Source organism: Caulobacter sp. AVps18, assembly GCF_058681425.1.
In genome coordinates this window covers 1,100,094-1,117,267 of the sequence record NZ_CM178737.1, presented here as the reverse complement: position 1 = coordinate 1,117,267, position 17,174 = coordinate 1,100,094, and the positions used below count along the sequence as shown (strand labels likewise).

At 67.8% G+C, this 17,174-nt stretch carries 15 protein-coding genes and 1 pseudogene; 10 read left to right on the top strand and 6 right to left on the bottom strand.

What is annotated here, in order from left to right:
* Position 1 precedes the first annotated feature (1 nt).
* Positions 2-2,197 carry a prolyl oligopeptidase family serine peptidase gene (locus ACW179_RS05340; protein WP_492063266.1) on the bottom strand — a complete coding sequence of 732 codons (2,196 nt, stop codon included), beginning with the start codon at positions 2,195-2,197 and terminating at the stop codon, positions 2-4.
* 64 nt (positions 2,198-2,261) lie between these two features.
* A complete protein-coding gene (locus tag ACW179_RS05335; RefSeq protein ID WP_492063265.1) occupies positions 2,262-3,041 on the bottom strand; it encodes a hypothetical protein in 780 nt (259 codons plus the stop codon).
* Between the two features lie 139 nt (positions 3,042-3,180).
* On the opposite strand from ACW179_RS05335, the gene dapF reads away from it, so the two are divergent.
* From dapF to mtaB, 3 genes are read left to right on the top strand one after another with little or no spacing between them, the layout of a single operon-like run.
* On the top strand, positions 3,181-4,032 hold the full coding sequence (gene dapF / locus ACW179_RS05330; protein WP_492063264.1) for a diaminopimelate epimerase: 852 nt from the start codon (positions 3,181-3,183) through the stop codon (positions 4,030-4,032).
* A complete protein-coding gene (locus tag ACW179_RS05325; protein WP_492063263.1) occupies positions 3,945-4,856 on the top strand; it encodes an SDR family NAD(P)-dependent oxidoreductase in 912 nt (303 codons plus the stop codon). The genes dapF and ACW179_RS05325 overlap by 88 nt, the downstream gene beginning before the upstream one ends.
* On the top strand, positions 4,853-6,181 hold the full coding sequence (mtaB, locus tag ACW179_RS05320; RefSeq protein ID WP_492063262.1) for a tRNA (N(6)-L-threonylcarbamoyladenosine(37)-C(2))-methylthiotransferase MtaB: 1,329 nt from the start codon (positions 4,853-4,855) through the stop codon (positions 6,179-6,181). Before ACW179_RS05325 ends, mtaB begins: the two co-directional genes overlap by 4 nt.
* Here the strand turns inward: mtaB and nth are convergent.
* The gene (gene nth, locus ACW179_RS05315) at positions 6,178-6,873 is read right to left on the bottom strand and encodes an endonuclease III (protein ID WP_492063261.1); all 696 of its coding nucleotides are present in this window, start codon (positions 6,871-6,873) and stop codon (positions 6,178-6,180) included. The genes mtaB and nth overlap by 4 nt on opposite strands.
* 81 nt (positions 6,874-6,954) lie before the next feature.
* On the opposite strand from nth, the gene ACW179_RS05310 reads away from it, so the two are divergent.
* The gene (locus ACW179_RS05310; protein ID WP_492064256.1) at positions 6,955-7,431 is read left to right on the top strand and encodes a DUF2244 domain-containing protein; all 477 of its coding nucleotides are present in this window, start codon (positions 6,955-6,957) and stop codon (positions 7,429-7,431) included.
* Between the two features lie 47 nt (positions 7,432-7,478).
* Positions 7,479-8,348, top strand: coding sequence for a methylated-DNA--[protein]-cysteine S-methyltransferase (locus ACW179_RS05305; protein ID WP_492063260.1), 870 nt, complete (start codon positions 7,479-7,481; stop codon positions 8,346-8,348).
* Between the two features lie 186 nt (positions 8,349-8,534).
* On the opposite strand, the gene ACW179_RS05300 is transcribed toward ACW179_RS05305, so the two are convergent.
* From ACW179_RS05300 to ACW179_RS05290, 3 genes and pseudogenes are all read right to left on the bottom strand, one after another.
* Positions 8,535-8,861: a GIY-YIG nuclease family protein gene (locus ACW179_RS05300; protein ID WP_492063259.1), complete on the bottom strand. Its 327-nt coding sequence runs from the start codon at positions 8,859-8,861 to the stop codon at positions 8,535-8,537.
* Between the two features lie 43 nt (positions 8,862-8,904).
* Positions 8,905-9,044, bottom strand: a pseudogene (locus tag ACW179_RS05295) (hypothetical protein); the annotation flags it as partial.
* A gap of 54 nt (positions 9,045-9,098) precedes the next feature.
* Positions 9,099-11,375 carry an NADP-dependent malic enzyme gene (locus ACW179_RS05290; protein WP_492063258.1) on the bottom strand — a complete coding sequence of 759 codons (2,277 nt, stop codon included), beginning with the start codon at positions 11,373-11,375 and terminating at the stop codon, positions 9,099-9,101.
* A gap of 245 nt (positions 11,376-11,620) precedes the next feature.
* On the opposite strand from ACW179_RS05290, the gene dapB reads away from it, so the two are divergent.
* The 5 genes from dapB to ACW179_RS05265 all read left to right on the top strand — a co-directional run bounded on the left by dapB (position 11,621) and on the right by ACW179_RS05265 (position 17,167).
* The gene (gene dapB / locus ACW179_RS05285) at positions 11,621-12,409 is read left to right on the top strand and encodes a 4-hydroxy-tetrahydrodipicolinate reductase (protein ID WP_492063257.1); all 789 of its coding nucleotides are present in this window, start codon (positions 11,621-11,623) and stop codon (positions 12,407-12,409) included.
* Positions 12,410-12,466: 57 nt separating this feature from the next.
* The gene (locus ACW179_RS05280) at positions 12,467-15,754 is read left to right on the top strand and encodes an intermembrane phospholipid transport protein YdbH family protein (protein ID WP_492063256.1); all 3,288 of its coding nucleotides are present in this window, start codon (positions 12,467-12,469) and stop codon (positions 15,752-15,754) included.
* A gap of 34 nt (positions 15,755-15,788) precedes the next feature.
* On the top strand, positions 15,789-15,968 hold the full coding sequence (locus ACW179_RS05275; RefSeq protein WP_492063255.1) for a YnbE family lipoprotein: 180 nt from the start codon (positions 15,789-15,791) through the stop codon (positions 15,966-15,968).
* A 14-nt stretch (positions 15,969-15,982) separates the two neighbouring features.
* Positions 15,983-16,339, top strand: a complete 357-nt coding sequence (locus ACW179_RS05270; RefSeq protein ID WP_492063254.1) for a YdbL family probable chaperone protein — start codon at positions 15,983-15,985, stop codon at positions 16,337-16,339.
* Positions 16,340-16,462: 123 nt separating this feature from the next.
* Positions 16,463-17,167 (top strand): glycosyltransferase family protein, encoded by a 705-nt coding sequence (locus ACW179_RS05265; protein WP_492063253.1) that lies wholly within the window; start codon positions 16,463-16,465, stop codon positions 17,165-17,167.
* Positions 17,168-17,174: the final 7 nt, after the last annotated feature.

Here is a 17,174-nt window from a genome sequence, read left to right as displayed (position 1 = left end):
GTTAGTGATCCATCAGCTGGCGCGACAGGTAGGTGTAGTGCAGGGCCCACCGGCGGGCATTGGACCTGGGGTCCGCGCCATTGGCGTGGCCGCCGTCGGTATTTTCGAAATAGAGGTTGTCGACTTTCAGATCGTCGAGCTTTGCGGCGAATTTTCGGGCATGGCCGGGGTGGACCCGGTCATCCTTGGTCGAGGTGGTGATATAGGCCAGCGGGTATTTCACCCCGGCCTTCAGGTTCTGATAGGGCGAATAGGCCTCGATCCAGGCCCGTTCGGCGGGGATGTCGGGGTCGCCATACTCGCCGATCCACGAGGCCCCGGCCGGCAGCTTGGTATAGCGGATCATGTCCAGCAACGGGCTTTCCACCACCACCGCGTTCCACAGGTCGGGCCGCTGGGTCAGGGCCACGCCCATCAGCAAACCACCGTTCGACCGGCCATAGGCCCCCAGATGGCGGGGCGAGGTGATCTTCTTGGCGATCATGTCCTCAGCCACGGCGTAATAGTCGTCAAAGGCCCTCTGGCGGTTGGCCTTCAGCGCCGCCTCATGCCAGCCGGGACCAAACTCGCCGCCGCCGCGGATATTGGCCACCGCATAGCTGCCGCCCTTCTCCAGCCACAGCTTGCCGATCAGCGGATCATAGACCGGCAGTTTCGACAGGTTGAAGCCGCCATAGGCATGCAGCAGCGTCGGGTTGCTGCCGTCGTGCTTGTGGCCCTTGGGATGGATCAGGAAGTAGGGAACCTTGGTCCCGTCCTTGCTGGTGGCCACCTTCTGTTCGACCTCCAGATTGCCGGCGTCAAACTGGGCGGGCAGGGCCTTGACGGTCTCGGCCGTGCCGCTGGCCGCGTCGGCCAGTTTCAGCTGGGTCGGGGTGGTGAAACCCTCGACGCTGTAGAAGATCTGGTCGCCCTCGTCGGCGGTCGAGCCCAGGGAGACCGAGCCGTTGGCGACCACCGGCAGGGCCTGGGAGGTGACGCCGAATTCGCCGCGCAGCCGCAGGCTGACCAGGCTGCCGCGCACATTGTCATAGACCACGGCGACGACGCGGTTGTCGGTCACGGCCACCTGGTCGATCGACTGGCGCGGTCCGGGGGCCAGCAGCTGGCAGGGGTCGCAGTCATTGCTGATCGTCAGCGGGTTGCCGGCTGGCGGATCAAGCGTCTGCAGTGACACGGCGACAATCGAACCGGCCGGATAGGTTCGGGGCGTGTTGGCCACCGTGAGGGTCCAGGACTCTTCGGTCTTGATGATCAGCTTGCCGGCCAGAAGGCCGCGCACGCTCAGCTTCTGGGGCAGGGGCAGGGGAACGACCTTGCCGCCGTCCCAGAGATAGGTCTCGTCATGGAAAAAGTCGGTGGCCCGCGAGATCAACACCACCCGGTTGCCGGCCGCGTCGCGCAGTACATTGGGCCGGGCCGAGACGTCGCTCTTCTGACCCCGGAACACTTCGACCGCGTCGCTCAGCGCCTGGCCACGCTTCAGGGTCTTGATGACCATGCCATAGCCGCTGTCGGTGGTGGTGCCCGGGCCCCAGTCGCGGGTCAGGATCAGGGTGTCGGCATCCAGCCACTCGACGGTCTGCTTGCCCTCCGGCAGGACAAAGCCACCCTCCACGAAGGTCCTGGTCGCCAGGTCGAACTCGCGAACCTCGACGGCGTCCTTGCCGCCGTTCGACAGGTTGATCAGGCAGCGATCATGGGTTTTCGGCCGGCAGTCGGCGCCCTTCCAGATCCAGTTCTTGCCCTCGGCTTTCGCGAGCGCGTCCAGATCCAGCACCGTCTCCCAGACCGGCGTCGCGGTCTTGTAGGAGGCCAGAGAGGTGCGCCGCCAGATGCCGCGCACATGGGTGGCGTCCTGCCAGAAGTTGAAGACGTCGGTGCCGATGAAATTGGGCGCAGCGATGCGGTCTTTCGCCGACAGGATGGTCAGGGCCTGCGCCTGCAGCCCGGCGAAACGCGGATCGCCCGACAGCAAAGGCAGGGTCCCGGCGTTCTCCGCCTTCACCCAGGCCAGGCTGTCAGGGCTTTCTACCGCCTCCAGCGCCAGATGCGGATCGCTGTCCTGCGCCAGGACGGCGCCGTGGGCGAGCAGGGAGAGGGCCAGGGCCCCGGCGGAGCAGGTGCGAAGCAACATCATGGGCCGGGACGGTATCGGAAAAACCGACCTGCGCCAGAGCTTGAAAGGTAGTTTCATACCCCGTTGGCGCGAATAATCAGAAGGTCTCTGCGAAGACCATCCAGCGCCCTCAGCCTGGGGGTCAGCGCGCCGGCGCCAGACGCGCGCTCAACCAGAAGCGCCCACTGACAATGGATCCGGCCTTGAGCTCGCCACGAATTGTCTTGGGATCAATGACGACATCAAACGTTGCGCCGCCATAGGTGCGGACCAGCGCCCACCAGAAACGCCCCTTGCCGACGCCGTTCATTCGGAACTCGGACTTCAAAACCGTCCCGGCGAAATCGGCATAGGCTTGGGGCAGGTTGGAGTTTTCAGGGATAACGCCGCCCATGCTAGCTTTGAACAACCCGCTTGGGATGAAGAAGTTCGCAGCGTACCGGACTTGGCTGCCCTCCTGAGCCCTATAGTAGGCGGCCTCGTCAGGGTGCACCGTTGGTTCGTAACTGAATGCGGCGATTTCCATCGTGACCTTGCCGCCAGGCTTCAGGCGGGCGGCCTCGGCGGGATCGGCCAGATCAAAGACCAGGGGCGTTTCCTCGCCCGCGAACCTTGCCGAGATCGCGATCTCGAACGGTTTCCAGTCGGGGTCGGAAGCGTCAGCCACGAGATCGACGTCTACCCGGCCCTCGCCATCGAAGCCGGGATTCAGTGTGACAAGTTCAGAGGGTCCGGCCGCCGTTTTTCGCAGGGCCAGCCTTAGCTCACCGCCGGATTTGTCCTTGATCAGGCAGAGGGAATCCGTCGGCCCAAGCTCGGTAAGGGGGCAATCGGCGAGAAAGGCGCTCGCTGATTTCATCATTTTGGCTTCGCTGCGAATATCGAGCCCGAAGCCGACCATTGAGAAATGAGAAACGTCCAAGGTCCACCTCGCTCTACCCCACAGCCATGCCGAGCTTTGACTTGATATTCAACCAGGTTGAGACCTGTAGCCTGGCGCCACTCGCCAAATGCCGCATCCCCTGACGCTATCGCCACTTTTCCCCTATATAAACCCCACCATGAGCCGCACCTTTCTCAAGATGAACGGCCTCGGCAACGACTTCGTCGTGATCGAGACCGCCAGCCAGTCCTTCGAGCCCACGCCCGAGGAGATCCGTGCCATCGCTAAACGGGATGGTGGGATTGGCTGCGATCAGGTCATCGCCATCGATCCGCCGCGCAGCGAAGGCGCGTCGGCCTATGTGCGGTTCTGGAATTCCGATGGCGACGCCGTCGGGGCCTGTGGCAACGGCACGCGCTGCGTGGCTTGGCTGCTGATGCAGTCGGCCGGCAAGGACAGCGTGGCCTTCGACACCGACGGCGGCCGCCTGTCGGGCCAGATGGCCGGCGACAAGCGGGTCACGGTCGACATGGGCCGGCCGGGCCTGGACTGGAAAGAGATCCCGCTGTCCGAAGAGATGAACACCGAGCGGGTCGAGCTGCAGGTCGGCCCCATCGACGCGCCGCTGGTCCACACGCCGGTCTGCGTCTCGATGGGCAATCCGCATGTGGTGTTCTTCGTCGATGCGCCGGTCAGCGACGCCTTCGCCACCGGGACCGGTTCGCTGGTCGAGCATCACCCGCTGTTCCCGGAGGGCGTCAATGTCGGCTTTGCGCACATCGCGGCGCGCGATCACATCCAGCTGAAGGTCTGGGAGCGCGGCGCGGGCCTGACCCTGGCCTGCGGCACCGGCGCCTGCGCGGCCCAGGTGGCGGCCGTGCGCCGGGGCCTGACCGACCGGGTCGCCACCGTCGAGTTCGAGAGCGGCTCTCTGGTCATCGAATGGCGCGAGGCCGACGGTCACGTGATCATGACCGGCCCCATCACCATGGACTATGCCGGCAAGCTGCCGGAAAGGACCGCCGCATGAGCCTTCACCCCGCGCTTGAAGCCGGCAAGACCGCCGTCATCACCGGCGCCGCCGACGGCATCGGCCTGGCCGCCGCGAAGATCTTCCGCGCGCTGGGCCTCAATGTGGTCATGGCCGACGTCACCGGCCGCAAGCTCAAGCAAGAGGCCGAGGCCATCGGTGCCCTTGCCGTGCCCACCGACGTGGCCGACCGCGCGGCCGTCGAGGCCCTGAAGGCGCTCGCCCTGGAAAAGTTCGGTGCGGTCGATGTGCTGATGAACAATGCCGGGGTCGGCGGTGGTGGCGACGCCTTTGCCGGTGACGACGCCTGGAGCCGCATCCTCGACGTCAATCTGTGGGGCGTGATCAATGGCGTCCAGGTGTTCGGCGAAGAGATGGCCCTGTCGGGTCGTCCCGGCCTGATCATCAATACCGGCAGCAAGCAGGGCATCACCCAGCCGCCCGGCGACACGGCCTATAACGTGTCAAAGTCGGCGGTGAAGGCTCTGACCGAGGGCCTGGCCCACACCCTGCGTCAGACGGAAGACTGCCAGGTCACCGCCCACCTGCTGATCCCCGGCTACACCTTTACCGGCATGACCAAGCGCGGTCCGGGCGGCAAGCCCGACGCGGCCTGGACGCCCGAGCAGGTCGTGCACTTCATGCTGGCCCGCATCGAGGCCGGCGACTTCTACATCCTGTGCCCCGACAACGACGTCACCCGCGCCGTCGACGAAAAGCGCATGGCCTGGGCCATGGGCGACATCATCGAGAACCGCCCGGCCCTGTCGCGCTGGCACCCCGACTGGAAGGACGCCTTCGCGGCGTTCGTCGAAAAGCCGTGACGACCTACACCGTCATAGCGTCAAAGCCGAAATCTCCAGCCATTGGCGAGGAAGGCGGACCAGCTGTGGTCTCCTCCGGCCCCGACGGCGTCGACGTCGTCACCTTCGGCTGCCGGCTGAACGCCTATGAGTCCGAGGCCATCCGGGCCCGCGCTTCCGCTGACGGCCTTTCGGACGCAGTGGTGTTCAACACCTGCGCCGTCACCAATGAGGCCGTGCGTCAGGCCCGGCAGGCGATCCGCAAGGCGCGGCGCGAGCGGCCCGACGCCCGGCTGATCGTCACTGGCTGCGCCGCCCAGATCGATCCCGCCGCCTTCGCCGCCATGCCGGAAGTCGATCTGGTGCTGGGCAATGCCGAGAAGGCCGCGCCGGGAGCCCTGCTCGACACCTCCACCCGCGTGCGGGTCAATGACATCATGTCGATCAAGGAGACCGCCGGTCACCTGATCGCCGGCCTCAAGGACCGCGCCCGGGCCTATGTCGAGGTCCAGAACGGCTGCGACCACCGCTGCACCTTCTGCATCATCCCGTTCGGACGCGGCAATTCGCGCTCGGCGCCGGCCGGCGAGGTGGTCGAGCAGATCCGCCGCCTGGCGGCCGAAGGCTATAACGAGGTGGTGCTGACCGGGGTGGACGTCACCTCGTGGGGCACCGACCTGCCGGGCCAACCGACGCTTGGCCAGCTCGTGGGCCGGATCCTCAAGCTGGTGCCCGACCTGCCCCGCCTGCGCCTGTCGTCGATCGACGCGGCCGAGATCGATCCGGACCTGTTCAAGCTGCTGGAAACCGAGCCGCGCCTGATGCCCTATCTGCATCTGTCGTTGCAGGCCGGCGACAACATGATCCTCAAGCGCATGAAGCGCCGCCATAGCCGCGAGGACGCCCTGAAGCTGGTGGCCGAGGTGCGCCGCGTGCGCCCCGACACCGCCTTCGGCGCCGACCTGATCGCCGGCTTCCCGACCGAGACCGAAGAGGCCTTCGAAAACACCCTGAAGCTGGTGGAAGAAGCGGGCCTGGCCTTCCTGCACGTCTTCCCCTACAGCGCCCGCCCCGGCACGCCGGCCGCGCGGATGCCGCCGGTCAAAGGCGGCGTGATCAAGGACCGCGCCCGCCGTCTGCGCGAAGCGGGGCAGGCGGGTCTTGAACGCCATCTGCAGCGTCAGATCGGCCGGGTGCTGTCGGGCCTGGTCGAGCGCGACGGCGTGGCCCGGGCCGAGGATTTCACCGAGATCGCCTTTGCCGGCGAGGCGCCCTCCGGCCAGATCCTGGCCTTCCGCGTCACCGGCCACGACGGCGCGCGGGTGATCGCCGAGCGGGTGGCCTAACCCCCGACAAACAACTCCCGCGAGGGGCAGAGGTCAGCGATCTTGCAGATCTCGCACTTGGGCCGGCGCGCCAGGCAGACATAGCGGCCGTGCAGGATCATCCAGTGGTGAGCCCGGGTCTGATAGGGGCCGGGGACGATGCGCATCAGGTCTTCCTCGACCCGGTCAGGCACCTTGCCGGCCGACAGTTTCAGGCGGTGGGCGACCCGGAACACATGGGTGTCGACGGCGATGGCCGGTTCGATGTCCAGTTCGTTGAGCACCACGCTGGCGGTCTTGCGACCCACGCCCGGCAGGTTTTCCAGATCGGCGCGGTTCAGGGGCACCTGGCCGCCATGCTGCTCGACCAGGATCTTCGCGGCCGCCATCACGTTCCTGGCCTTGCTGCGGAACAGGCCGATGGAGCTGATGTAGCGGGTCAGCTCCGCCTCGCCCAACTCAAGCATCTTTTCCGCGCTGTCGGCCACGGCGAACAGCGGCCCGGTGGCCTTGTTGACCTGCACATCGGTGGCCTGGGCCGACAGGGCCACGGCGGTGACCAGGGTATAGGGGTTGGAATAGTGCAGCTCGGTCTTGGGATGCAGGTCCAGGCTCTCGAAGCGGTCGAACAGCACGGCCACGCGCTGGCGCTCGGCGGGCGAGATCCGCTTGGCGGCGGGGCGTTTGCGGGTGGGTTTTTTCAGCAGGGCCATGATCGACGACCATGGCGTGATGCGTTCCCCGCGCCAAGCCGCCCCCTCGCCAAACCAGAAAGGCGTGCCTAAATGGCCGACATGGCCGCGCCGCTCTACATGGATGCCGTGATCACCCCCAACCGGTCGCTGAGCCGGCAGGGCCTGCACATCGTGCTGGGCGTGGTGATCGCCTTCAACCTGCTGATCGCCGTCTTCCTGCTGGTGCTGGGCGCGCCGCCGGTGCTGCCGTTCCTGGGGCTGGACGTCCTGGCCATCTGGCTGGCCCTGCGCGCAAGCTTCCGCGCCGCCGAGCGCAAGGAGCGGGTGCGGGTCAGCGCTGAGGCCGTCACCGTCAGCCGCGAGGACGAGGCCGGGACGCGCATCGTCTGGACCTCGCCCACCGCCTTTACCGGCGTCGATGTCGACCAGCCCGGCGAGCACGAGGCGCGGGTGCGGCTGCGCATCCATCGCAAGCGCCTGACCCTGGGCCGGGCGCTCAGTCCGCCCGAGCGGGTGCAGTTCGCCGACGCCCTGCGCCAGGCGATCCGCGCCGCCCGGGCCGAGCGCTATTCTTGAGCAAGAACCGGGCGGACAGTCTGCCGGCGCGGGCCTAGGGTCTGGTCATGGCCCTCGACCTGCACCCCTCGCAAAACCTCGCCCGGCTGACCGAACGCTCGGCCGACTATCACCGCATGGCGGTGGCCCTCGACTGGCTGGCCCAGCGCTGGCAGACGCGGCCCTCGCTGGACGAAGCCGCCGAAGCTGTCGGCCTGTCGCCGTTCCACTTCCAGCGGGTCTTCACGCGCTGGGCCGGGGTCAGCCCCAAGACCTTCGTCGCAGCCATCGCCCATGCCGAGGCCCGGCGGTCGCTGGAGGCCGGGGCCAGCGTGCTCGACGCCGCCTATGACGCCGGCCTGTCTGGCCCCTCGCGCCTGCATGACCTGTTCATCGCCCAGGAGGCCGCCACGCCGGGAGAGGTGCGCCGTCGCGGGGCCGGCATGACCCTGCGTTACGGCTGGGCGCCCACCCCGTTTGGCCGGGGACTGTTCGTGATGGCCCCGCGCGGCCTGGCGGGCCTGGCCTTTTCCGACGGCGAGGACGCGGCGACCTTCGCCGACATGCACCGCCGCTTTCCCGCCGCCGACTGGCTGGCCGACGACGAGGCCGCCGCCGCCATGGCCGTCCACGCCTTTGCGGGCGGGCAGGGGCCCTTGCCCATCGTGCTGATCGGCTCGCCGTTCCACATCCAGGTCTGGAAGGCCCTGCTGCGCATCCCGGCCGGGTCGACCAGCACCTATGGCCAGGTCGCCGACTGGGCCGGCAAGCCCCGCGCCTACCAGGCCACCGGCGGCGCCATCGGCGCCAACCCCATCTCCCTGCTCATCCCCTGCCACCGCGCCATCGCCAAGGACGGCCGGCTGACCGGATATCACTGGGGGTTGGCGCGCAAGGCGGCGATGCTGGGCATGGAGGCGGTCGCGGCGGCGGGGTAGGGGGGCACCCTTTCGCGCCACCTCAAAATCGTTCGTCATTCCCGCCCTTGTGGCGGGAACCCCTCGTACCGCCGCATGTGCGGTAGGGGCGAAGGGCGCGCGCCCTTCGCTTAGGTCTCACATGCCCGCTGAAACAGGGGTTCCCGCCACAAGGGCGGGAATGACGGAGTTTCACTAGCGACGGCTTCAAACCTGACGCTGAACAGGCGTCCACTCGAAGACTCCGGAATAGAGATCATCCCAGCGCGGATTGTCACGCTCGATCAGGTTGATCTTCCACTGTCGCGGCCAGCGCTTGATCGAGGTTTCACGCTGGATAGCTTCGGTCATCAGGTCGTGGATCTCGTACCAGACCAGACGCTTGAGGCCGTAAGTCCGGGTGAACCCGGGCAGCTGTCCTTCGCGATGCTGCACGATCCTCGAGAAGAACTGCCCCGTGACGCCGGTGTAGAGCGTGCCCCGGTATTGGTCGGTCATGATGTAGACGGCGATCCAGGCCTCGCGCGGAACCATGGTTTTGCTCCATCTCGATATTTGGAACAATACCAGAACAGAAACCTTCCGTCATTCCCGCCCTTGTGGCGGGAACCCCTGGTTCAGCTGCTACGTGACGCGCCAGCGAAGTGCGCGCGCACTTCGCCCCTCATGCACCTGCGGCGGACAGAGGGGTTCCCGCCACAAGGGCGGGAATGACGGTTGAGAGGGGGGCTGAGAATGGACGCCCGCCGGGCTTGCTACGCGGGTGGAGGGTTACCCCTCCACCGTCCCGTCATAAGCCGCCATCAGCGCCATATTCAGAATCCGCGACACCGACGCGCTCAACGGCGCGATCTGCACCGGCTTGCTCAAGCCCAGCAGCACCGGCCCAATCACCGTCGCCCCGCCCAGGCTCTGGACCAGCTTGGTCGAGATCGAGGCGGCGTGGATGGCCGGCATGATCAGGATGTTGGCGCTGTCGGTCAGGCGCATGAAGGGGTAGTTGGCGCGCTTTTCGGGGTCCAGCGCCAGTTCGGGCGGCATTTCGCCCTCATATTCGAAGTCGACGTCCATCTCGTCGAGCATGGCCACGGCTTCGCGGACCTTTTCCGAACGCAGGCCCATCGGGTTGCCGAAGGTGGAATAGCTCATGAAGGCGACGCGGGGCTTGAAGCCCAGGCGGGCGACGGCGCGGGCGGCTTCGCAGGCGATCTCGACCAGCTCGTCGGCCTCGGGCAGCTCGGTGACATTGGTGTCGGCCACGAAGATGGTCCGGCCCTTGGCCAGCACCACCGACATGCCCATGATCCGGCCACCGGGGGCGGGATCGACGACGCGCAGCACCTCTTCCAGGGCCTGGTCGAAGCTGCGGGTAACGCCGGTGACCATGCCGTCGGCCTCGCCCAGGGTGACCATCGAGGCGGCGAAGCTGTTGCGGTCCTGGTTGATCAGCCGCTGAACGTCGCGCTTCAGATAGCCCTGGCGCTGCAGGCGCATATAGAGAGTGTCGACATAGTCGGGATTGCGGTCGCTGAGGCGGGCATTGATGATTTCCAGGCCCGCCGTGTCGGGGTCAAGGCCAACGACGCGCATGTTCTCGGTGACCAGGTTTTCGCGGCCGCACAGGATGGCCTTGCCGTAGCCGCCGGTCTGATAGGCATAGGCGGCGCGGATGACGCTGGGGTCCTCGCCTTCAGCAAAGACGATGCTCTTGGGATTGGCCAGCACCGCGCCCGAGACCTTTTGCAGGAAGCCGGCGGTGGGATCCAGGCGCTGGGCCAGGCCGGCGCGATAGGCATCCATGTCTTCGATGGGCTTGCGGGCCACGCCGGTGTCCATCGCCGCCTGGGCGACGAAGGGCGGCACGTACCAGATCAGGCGCGGATCGAAGGCCGAGGGGATGATGTATTGCGGGCCAAACTTCAGCTGGCGGCCGTGATAGGCGGCGGCGACCTCGTCGGGCACGTCCTCGCGGGCCAGCATGGCCAGGGCGTTGGCGCAGGCGATCTTCATCTCATGGTTCACGCGGCGGGCCCGCACATCCAGCGCGCCGCGGAAGATATAGGGGAAGCCCAGGACGTTGTTGACCTGGTTGGGATAGTCGCTGCGGCCGGTGCCCATGATGGCGTCCTTGCGCACGGCATGGACCTCTTCGGGCGTGATCTCCGGGTCGGGATTGGCCATGGCGAAGATGACGGGATTGGGCGCCATGCTGGCAATCATCTCGGGCGTGAACGCCCCCTTGGCTGAGAGTCCGAGAAGCACGTCGGCGCCGGCCACGGCTTCAGCGAGCGTCCTTTTGTCAGTGTCGACCGCGTGGGCGCTCTTCCACTGGTTCATGCCCTCTGTGCGGCCGCGATAGAGCACGCCCTTGGAGTCGACCGCGATGACGTTCTCGGCCTTCACGCCCATGGCCTTGATCAGCTCCATCGAGGCGATGCCCGCCGCGCCGGGGCCGTTGAGCACCACCTTGACGTCTTCCAGCTTCTTGCCGGTGATGAAGCAGGCATTGATCAGGCCGGCGGCGCAGATGATCGCCGTGCCGTGCTGGTCGTCGTGGAACACCGGGATGTCGAGCAGCTCCTGCAGCTCGGTCTCGATGCGGAAACACTCGGGGCTCTTGATGTCTTCCAGATTGATGCCGCCGAAGGTGACGCCGATGTTCTTGACCACCGTGATGATCTCGTCGGCGTCCTTGGAGCTGATCTCGATGTCGATGCTGTCGACGTCGCCGAAGCGCTTGAAGAGGACGCTCTTGCCTTCCATCACCGGCTTGGAGGCCAGCGCGCCGAGATCACCTAAACCAAGAATGGCGGTGCCGTTGCTGATCACCGCCACCAGGTTGCCCTTGGAGGTGTACTCGTAAGCCATGTCGGGATCGGCGGCGATCGCATGGACCGGCACGGCGACGCCGGGCGAGTAGGCCAGCGACAGGTCGCGCTGGGTGGCCATCGGCTTGGTGGGGACGATGGCGATCTTGCCGGGCGTCGGATAGCGGTGAAAAGCCAGGGCCTCGGCGTCGGTGAAGGTCTTCTTCTCAGAGTCGCTCATGCTGGCGTTCCCCGTCCTGCGTGCAAGTTGATGGGGCGAGCCGGACAATGCGACGCGCCCTTATATGCGCTCACCGTAGCGGCGGGGCGTGGCGCTCACAACCTCGCCGATTCGATAAAATCCCCGCAAACGCTTGTTTGGCTTGGCGTTGCGTCAATCCGACGACCGCTGTTCGGGATCATCGGCCATTGACCCTGCGCCGCTCAATGGGCGACTAGGACGCCTGTCGCAGGCCGGAGATCACCATGACCGCCACCGTGAAGATCGCCATAGCCGGCGCCCTGGGCCGCATGGGTCAGGCCGTGGCCCGCACGCTGGACGGCCATGCGGGCGCGCAGGCTGTCGCCCGTTTTGACCGTCCGGGCGCGACGGGCGAGGGCCTGGTCGAGCGCGACGTGGCGTTGGGCGAGGCCGATGCGGTGATCGATTTCACCCTGCCCGAGGCGTCCGTTCTGCTGGCCGAGGCCTGCGCGGCGCTCCAGGCCGAGGGCACCGGTGGCCCCGCCGTGGTGATCGGCTCCACCGGCTTTTCCGCCGAGCAGATCGCCCGCATCGACGCGGCGGCGACCAGGGTCGCCATCGTCCGGTCGGGCAACTATTCGCTGGGCGTCAACATGCTGATGGGGCTGGTGAAACAGGCCGCCGCCGCCCTGCCGGCGGCTGAGTGGGACATCGAGGTCTTCGAGGCCCACCACAAGCGCAAGATCGATGCGCCGTCAGGCACGGCCCTGATGCTGGGTCAGGCCGCCGCCGACGGGCGCGGCGTGGCGCTGTCCGACGTCGAAGAGCGGGCCCGCGACGGTGTCACTGGTGCCCGGCGCGAAGGCTCCATCGGCTTTTCAGTGGTGCGCGGCGGCGGCATCATCGGCGAGCACAGTGTGATCTTTGCCGGCGAGGAAGAGGTTCTGACGCTGTCGCACTCGGCAACCGATCGCGGCCTGTTCGCGCGCGGCGCCGTCGCAGCGGCGATCTGGGCCGTGGGCCGGCCGCCGGGCCTCTATGACATGCAGGACGTTCTGGGCTTTCGCGGCTGAACGGCGCAAACTACAAAATAGCAAAGCCGGGGGGCTTGCCGCTAGACCTAGGACCTGATGGCCGAGCCGACGCCCGATTCCGTGCCCCAAAACCCTGAACGCCAGGCCACGCCGCGCGCCGCGCGCCGCCGCGAGCGGTTGGCGCAGATCGGGCTGGAAGCAGTCTCGCTGTCGATGCTGGCCTTCGTTGCGACGGGTCTGCTGGTCTATTGCGGCCGCCGCGAGATCAGCCGCGAGCTGGCCCAGGCCTGGTTGTCCGAGCGCGGCATCGATGCGGTGGTCGAGGTCGACGACCTGGACGCCAGCGGCTTTTCCGGCGCGATCCGGCTGGGGCCCAAATCCGATCCGATCTTCGCGGCCGACCGCATCGAGGTGGCTTATGACCTCCAGGCACCGTGGACAAGCCAGATGGGGTCGGGGGGGCCCTTCGCCATCGACACCCGCGCCGTGCGGCTGGTTCGTCCGCGCCTGAAGGCCAGCCTGACCGACAAGGGTCTGGATTTCGGCGCCCTCCAGCCCCTGATCGACCAGGCGATGGCGTCGCCGGGCGATCCCAAGGCCATCGGGCCGGCGATCCTGGTCGAGAATGCGCGGCTCGACCTGCGCACGCCCGGCGGCCTGGCCCGGATCACGGGCGACGCCAGCCTGGACGACGGCAAGCTGCTGCGCTTCGACGGTCGGCTGGCGCGGATGCGCTATGACACGGCCGACCTGGTGGTCGAGGCGCGCGGCGCCCTAGTTTCGGCCCGCAAGCGCGGCGAGCGTCTGACGGTGGTGGCGCGGTTTGATTTGGCCGCCCTGGTCGGTCAGGACCTGGAGCTGGAAGACGTCCAGGGCGAGATCGACGCCGAGCTCGCCTATCCTGACCTCGCCAAGCTGGCCGCGCCCGGCCCGGCGCAACTGCGTCTGGCCCTGAAGGCCGCCGGGTTCAGGCTGGGCGACAGCCGCGCCACGGACGCCGCCGCCGCCTTCACCCTGGCCGGTCGGCTGGACGGGGTCCTGTCCCGGGCCCGTTTCGACGGACACCTTTCGGGCCGTGCCACCGGCGAGGGGCTGGAGGCGCCGGGTCTCAAAGCGCGGGGCCTGGGCCTGGATCTTGATCTGCCCCGGCTGACCGCCGCCCTGCAGGACGACCGGCTGGCCCTGAGCGCAGGCGGCGAGGTCTCTGCCAGTCTGGATCAGGCCCTGGCGGGCGGCGCGGCCCTGCGCGACGTGTCGGGCCGGGTCGAGTCCGCCGGCCTGATCCTGTCGACCGACAGCGCCGGGGGGTCGGTCTCCGGCCCCCTGTCAATTCAGCTGGGTGCCGGGCGACTGGCCAGCGGCGCCCTGGCCCTGACCAGCCTGGCCGCCAAGGCCCAGGGGCGAGTGTCGGGACCCATGGCTCGTCCCGCCCTGACGCTGGACGGATCGGCCGGGGCCGACAGCGGTATTGCCCAGCCCGATGCCGATCGCCTGGCCGCCGTCCTGCCCAATCCCGCCTATGCCAGGGCCGCTAGCCAGGCCCTGCAAGGCTTCGACCTGCGTGTCCCCGCCCTGCGTCTGGCGCTGCGCGACGGCCGCACCGTCCTGACCCTGCCCGAGCCCCTGAGCCTGTCGGCCGCCAATGGCGTGAAGGCCCAGGTCGCGGCGCGGGGCGGGCTGCTGGCCGATCTGGCGGCTGACGGCCTGGCGCGCGGCGGGCTGACCGCCAACCTGTCAGGCGGCGGCCTGCCGGCGCTGCGGCTTGATGCGCCCGACTGGCGCATGGCCGGCGGTGTTCTGACCAGCCGCCTGGCTGTGGCGGGCGAAGCGATCGACCTGCCGCCGCTGGAGGGATTGAAAGGCCGGATCGAGGGTGTCGCGACGGCCTCGGCCTCTGGCTCCCGTTTTGTCCTGAGCGGTTGCACGCCCCTGACCGCGCGCCGCGTGCTGGTCGGCGAGACCCCGCTCAGCGGCCAGGCGCTGAGCCTTTGCCCGGGTCCCGCGCCGCTTTTCGTCTCCGGCGAAGAAGGCTGGAGCGCCTCGGCCCGCTTCCGCGATCTCAGCTCGGGTCTTGATGAGGCGCAAGCCAGGATCGCCGGGGTGTCGGGCCTGCTGACGGCCGGCGGCGCGGGCGGCCTCGACCGGGCCCAGGTGACCCTTGAGCAGGGAACCCTGACCGACGCCGCCGAAACCCGCCGCTTCAACCCGGTCAAGACCAGCGGCCGCCTGGCCCTGTCGGGCGGGATCTGGACCGGGACCCTCGACGCCGCCACTCCGGCCGGTCAGCCGCTGGGCCGCATCGTGCTACGCCATGACGTGGCCCGCGCCCGCGGCCGGGCCGAGATCGACGCCTCGAAACTGGTCTTCGCCAAGGACGGGGGGCTGCAACCCGCAGATCTGTCGCCGATGGCCGCCTTCGCCAAGAACGCGTCAGGACCCGCCGGCTTTACCGGTCTCTTCGCCTGGGACGCCGACGGCATGACCAGCAAGGGCCGGCTGGCGGCCGAGCGGATCGACTTCACCAGCCCGATCGGTTTTGTCGCCACCCTGGACGGGACCATCGACTTTACCAGCCTGACGCCCGTGGTCAGCGCGCCGGACCAGAGCCTGAAGATCACGCGGATCGATTCCATCGTGCCGCTGCAGGCCTTCGCGGCGCTGTTCAATCTGGGTGCCGATCGTCTGCACATCTCGTCCGCTGCCTTCGAGGCCGCCAAGGGCCGCGTCTCCATCGAACCCACCGATGTGTCGTTCGATCCGGAAAAGCCGATCCGGGGCGTCATCGTGGTCGAGCACCTGGACCTGGGTGAGCTGATCGCCGCCTCGTCGCTGGTCGAGAAGATCCAGCTGCAGGCGGTGGTTGACGGTCGCCTGCCGTTCGAGCTGAGCGCCAAGGGTTTCCGGTTCCTGGACGGCAAGGTCCGGGCCATCCAGCCCGGGCGGCTGGCGATTTCGCGCGCGGCCCTGACGGGCGTGCAGGCCGGGGTGCAGGGGGCTGACAGCGATAGTCCCGGCGCGCCCGCTCCGACCGCTGGTCCCGATGCGCCGGTCAACGCCATCCAGGACTTCGCCTATCAGGCCATGGAAAACCTGTCGTTCGACACGCTGGAGGCCGGCGTCAACAGTACCGACCAGGGCCGCCTGGCCATCCTGTTCCACATCAAGGGCGAGCACGATCCCAAGGTGGCCGAAAAGGCCCGTATCGGTTTGCTGGACCTGATCCGGGGCAAGGCCTTCAACAAGCGCATCGCCCTGCCCGCCAAGACCCCGGTCGACCTGACCCTGGACACCTCTCTGAACTTCGACGAGCTTCTGGCCGCCTGGCGCAACGCCTACAAGGCCCAGAGCCAAGTCGAGGCGCGTTCAGCTCCGGTTCAGCCGTGACCGCCCACTATTTCCCCCAACTGGAGAGACCCGCATGAGAAAGCGCGCCCTTTTGACCGCCCTAGTCGCGATGGGAGCGCTGGGAGCCTGCACCCCGACGATCCGCGTGAAGGTGGATCCGATCAACATCTACGCCAAGCTGGACGCCGACGTCCGCGTGCGGCTGGACAAGGAAGTCCAGACGCTGATCCAGCAAAACCCCAACCTCTTCTAAGGAAAGGCTCCGACATGTTTCGCAAGACGATAACCGTTCTCGCCCTGGGCCTTTCCCTGGCCGCCGCCGGCGCGGGTGCCGCCTATGCCCAGACGGCCGCCGCCAAGGCCGCCGTCGACGCCGCCAAGGTCGCCGGGACCGTGGGCGAACAGGCCGACGGCTTCCTGGGCATCGTGGCTGGAGGCGACGCCGACCTGCGCGCTTCGGTCGCCGAGATCAACACCGGCCGCGCGGCCGTCTACAAGGACATCGCCGCCAAGACCGGCGTGACGCCTGAAGCCGCAGGCCAGGCCACTGCCAAGCAGCTTTATGCGCGCCTGGCACCCGGCCAGTACTGGAAGCCGCTGGATGGCGGCTGGATGAAGAAGTAGCGACGTCGCGCCGCGCTCCCGCTTGGGAGCGCGGCGTTTACGGCTCGTAAGGGTTTGATTCATCGGCCTTTGATGTTTCTCCCGCAGGGTGACGGCAACGATAGACGCCAAGGGAAGAACGCCATGATCCTCGCCGTGCTGCAGGCCCGCATGGCCGCCGGCCGCCTTCCCGGCAAGGCGATGGCCACGCTTCGTGGCGAGCCGATGATCGTTCGCCAGCTGGAGCGCCTGCGCGGCGCGCGGCGGCTGGACAAGATCATCGTCTCCACCAGCACCGACGCTTCCGATGATGCCCTGGCCGGCTTCCTGGTCTCGCGCGGCTATGCCGTGCATCGCGGGGCGGGCTCCGACATTCTGGACCGCATCGCCCGCTGCGCTGAGGCGATCAGCGCCGTCACCCATGTGGTGCGCATCAAGGGCGACGCGCCCTTTGTCGACGCCGGCATCGTGGACGAAGCCGTGCGCCTGGCTCAGCTCAGCGGCGCGGCCTATACCTCAAACCGCACGCCCCGCACTTTCCCGGCTGGCCTGGAGGTCGAGGTCATCACCGCCAACGCCCTGCGTGTTGCGGCTGCCGAGGTCCGCGACCCAATGGAGCGCATCTCGCCCACGGCCGCCATCCGCAACGATCCAGTGCGTTTCAGTCAGGCCAACCTCACCGCCCCTCGCGACTGGTCGCGGCTGGACTGGCGGGTGAAGACCGCCGCTGACCTGGCCTTTGCCCGGTCGATCTATGACGCCCTGCACCCGGCCGATCCCGATTTCTGCATGAACGACGTGCTCGACCTGGTCGAGAACCGCCAGGACCTGGCGCGGTTCGCGGCCTAGCATCTCA

Bases quoted from the DNA above. Each gene is read 5' to 3' on its own strand.
- ACW179_RS05305 (WP_492063260.1), top strand. From the start codon at position 7,479: ATGGCCCTCGACCTGCACCCCTCGCAAAACCTCGCCCGGCTGACCGAA.
- ACW179_RS05310 (WP_492064256.1), top strand. From the start codon at position 6,955: ATGGCCGCGCCGCTCTACATGGATGCCGTGATCACCCCCAACCGGTCG.
- ACW179_RS05290 (WP_492063258.1), bottom strand. From the start codon at position 11,375: ATGAGCGACTCTGAGAAGAAGACCTTCACCGACGCCGAGGCCCTGGCT.
- ACW179_RS05325 (WP_492063263.1), top strand. From the start codon at position 3,945: ATGGCGCGAGGCCGACGGTCACGTGATCATGACCGGCCCCATCACCAT.
- ACW179_RS05270 (WP_492063254.1), top strand. From the start codon at position 15,983: ATGTTTCGCAAGACGATAACCGTTCTCGCCCTGGGCCTTTCCCTGGCC.
- nth (WP_492063261.1), bottom strand. From the start codon at position 6,873: ATGGCCCTGCTGAAAAAACCCACCCGCAAACGCCCCGCCGCCAAGCGG.
- ACW179_RS05280 (WP_492063256.1), top strand. From the start codon at position 12,467: ATGGCCGAGCCGACGCCCGATTCCGTGCCCCAAAACCCTGAACGCCAG.
- ACW179_RS05265 (WP_492063253.1), top strand. From the start codon at position 16,463: ATGATCCTCGCCGTGCTGCAGGCCCGCATGGCCGCCGGCCGCCTTCCC.
- ACW179_RS05340 (WP_492063266.1), bottom strand. From the start codon at position 2,197: ATGAAACTACCTTTCAAGCTCTGGCGCAGGTCGGTTTTTCCGATACCG.
- ACW179_RS05275 (WP_492063255.1), top strand. From the start codon at position 15,789: ATGAGAAAGCGCGCCCTTTTGACCGCCCTAGTCGCGATGGGAGCGCTG.
- dapB (WP_492063257.1), top strand. From the start codon at position 11,621: ATGACCGCCACCGTGAAGATCGCCATAGCCGGCGCCCTGGGCCGCATG.
- dapF (WP_492063264.1), top strand. From the start codon at position 3,181: ATGAGCCGCACCTTTCTCAAGATGAACGGCCTCGGCAACGACTTCGTC.
- ACW179_RS05300 (WP_492063259.1), bottom strand. From the start codon at position 8,861: ATGGTTCCGCGCGAGGCCTGGATCGCCGTCTACATCATGACCGACCAA.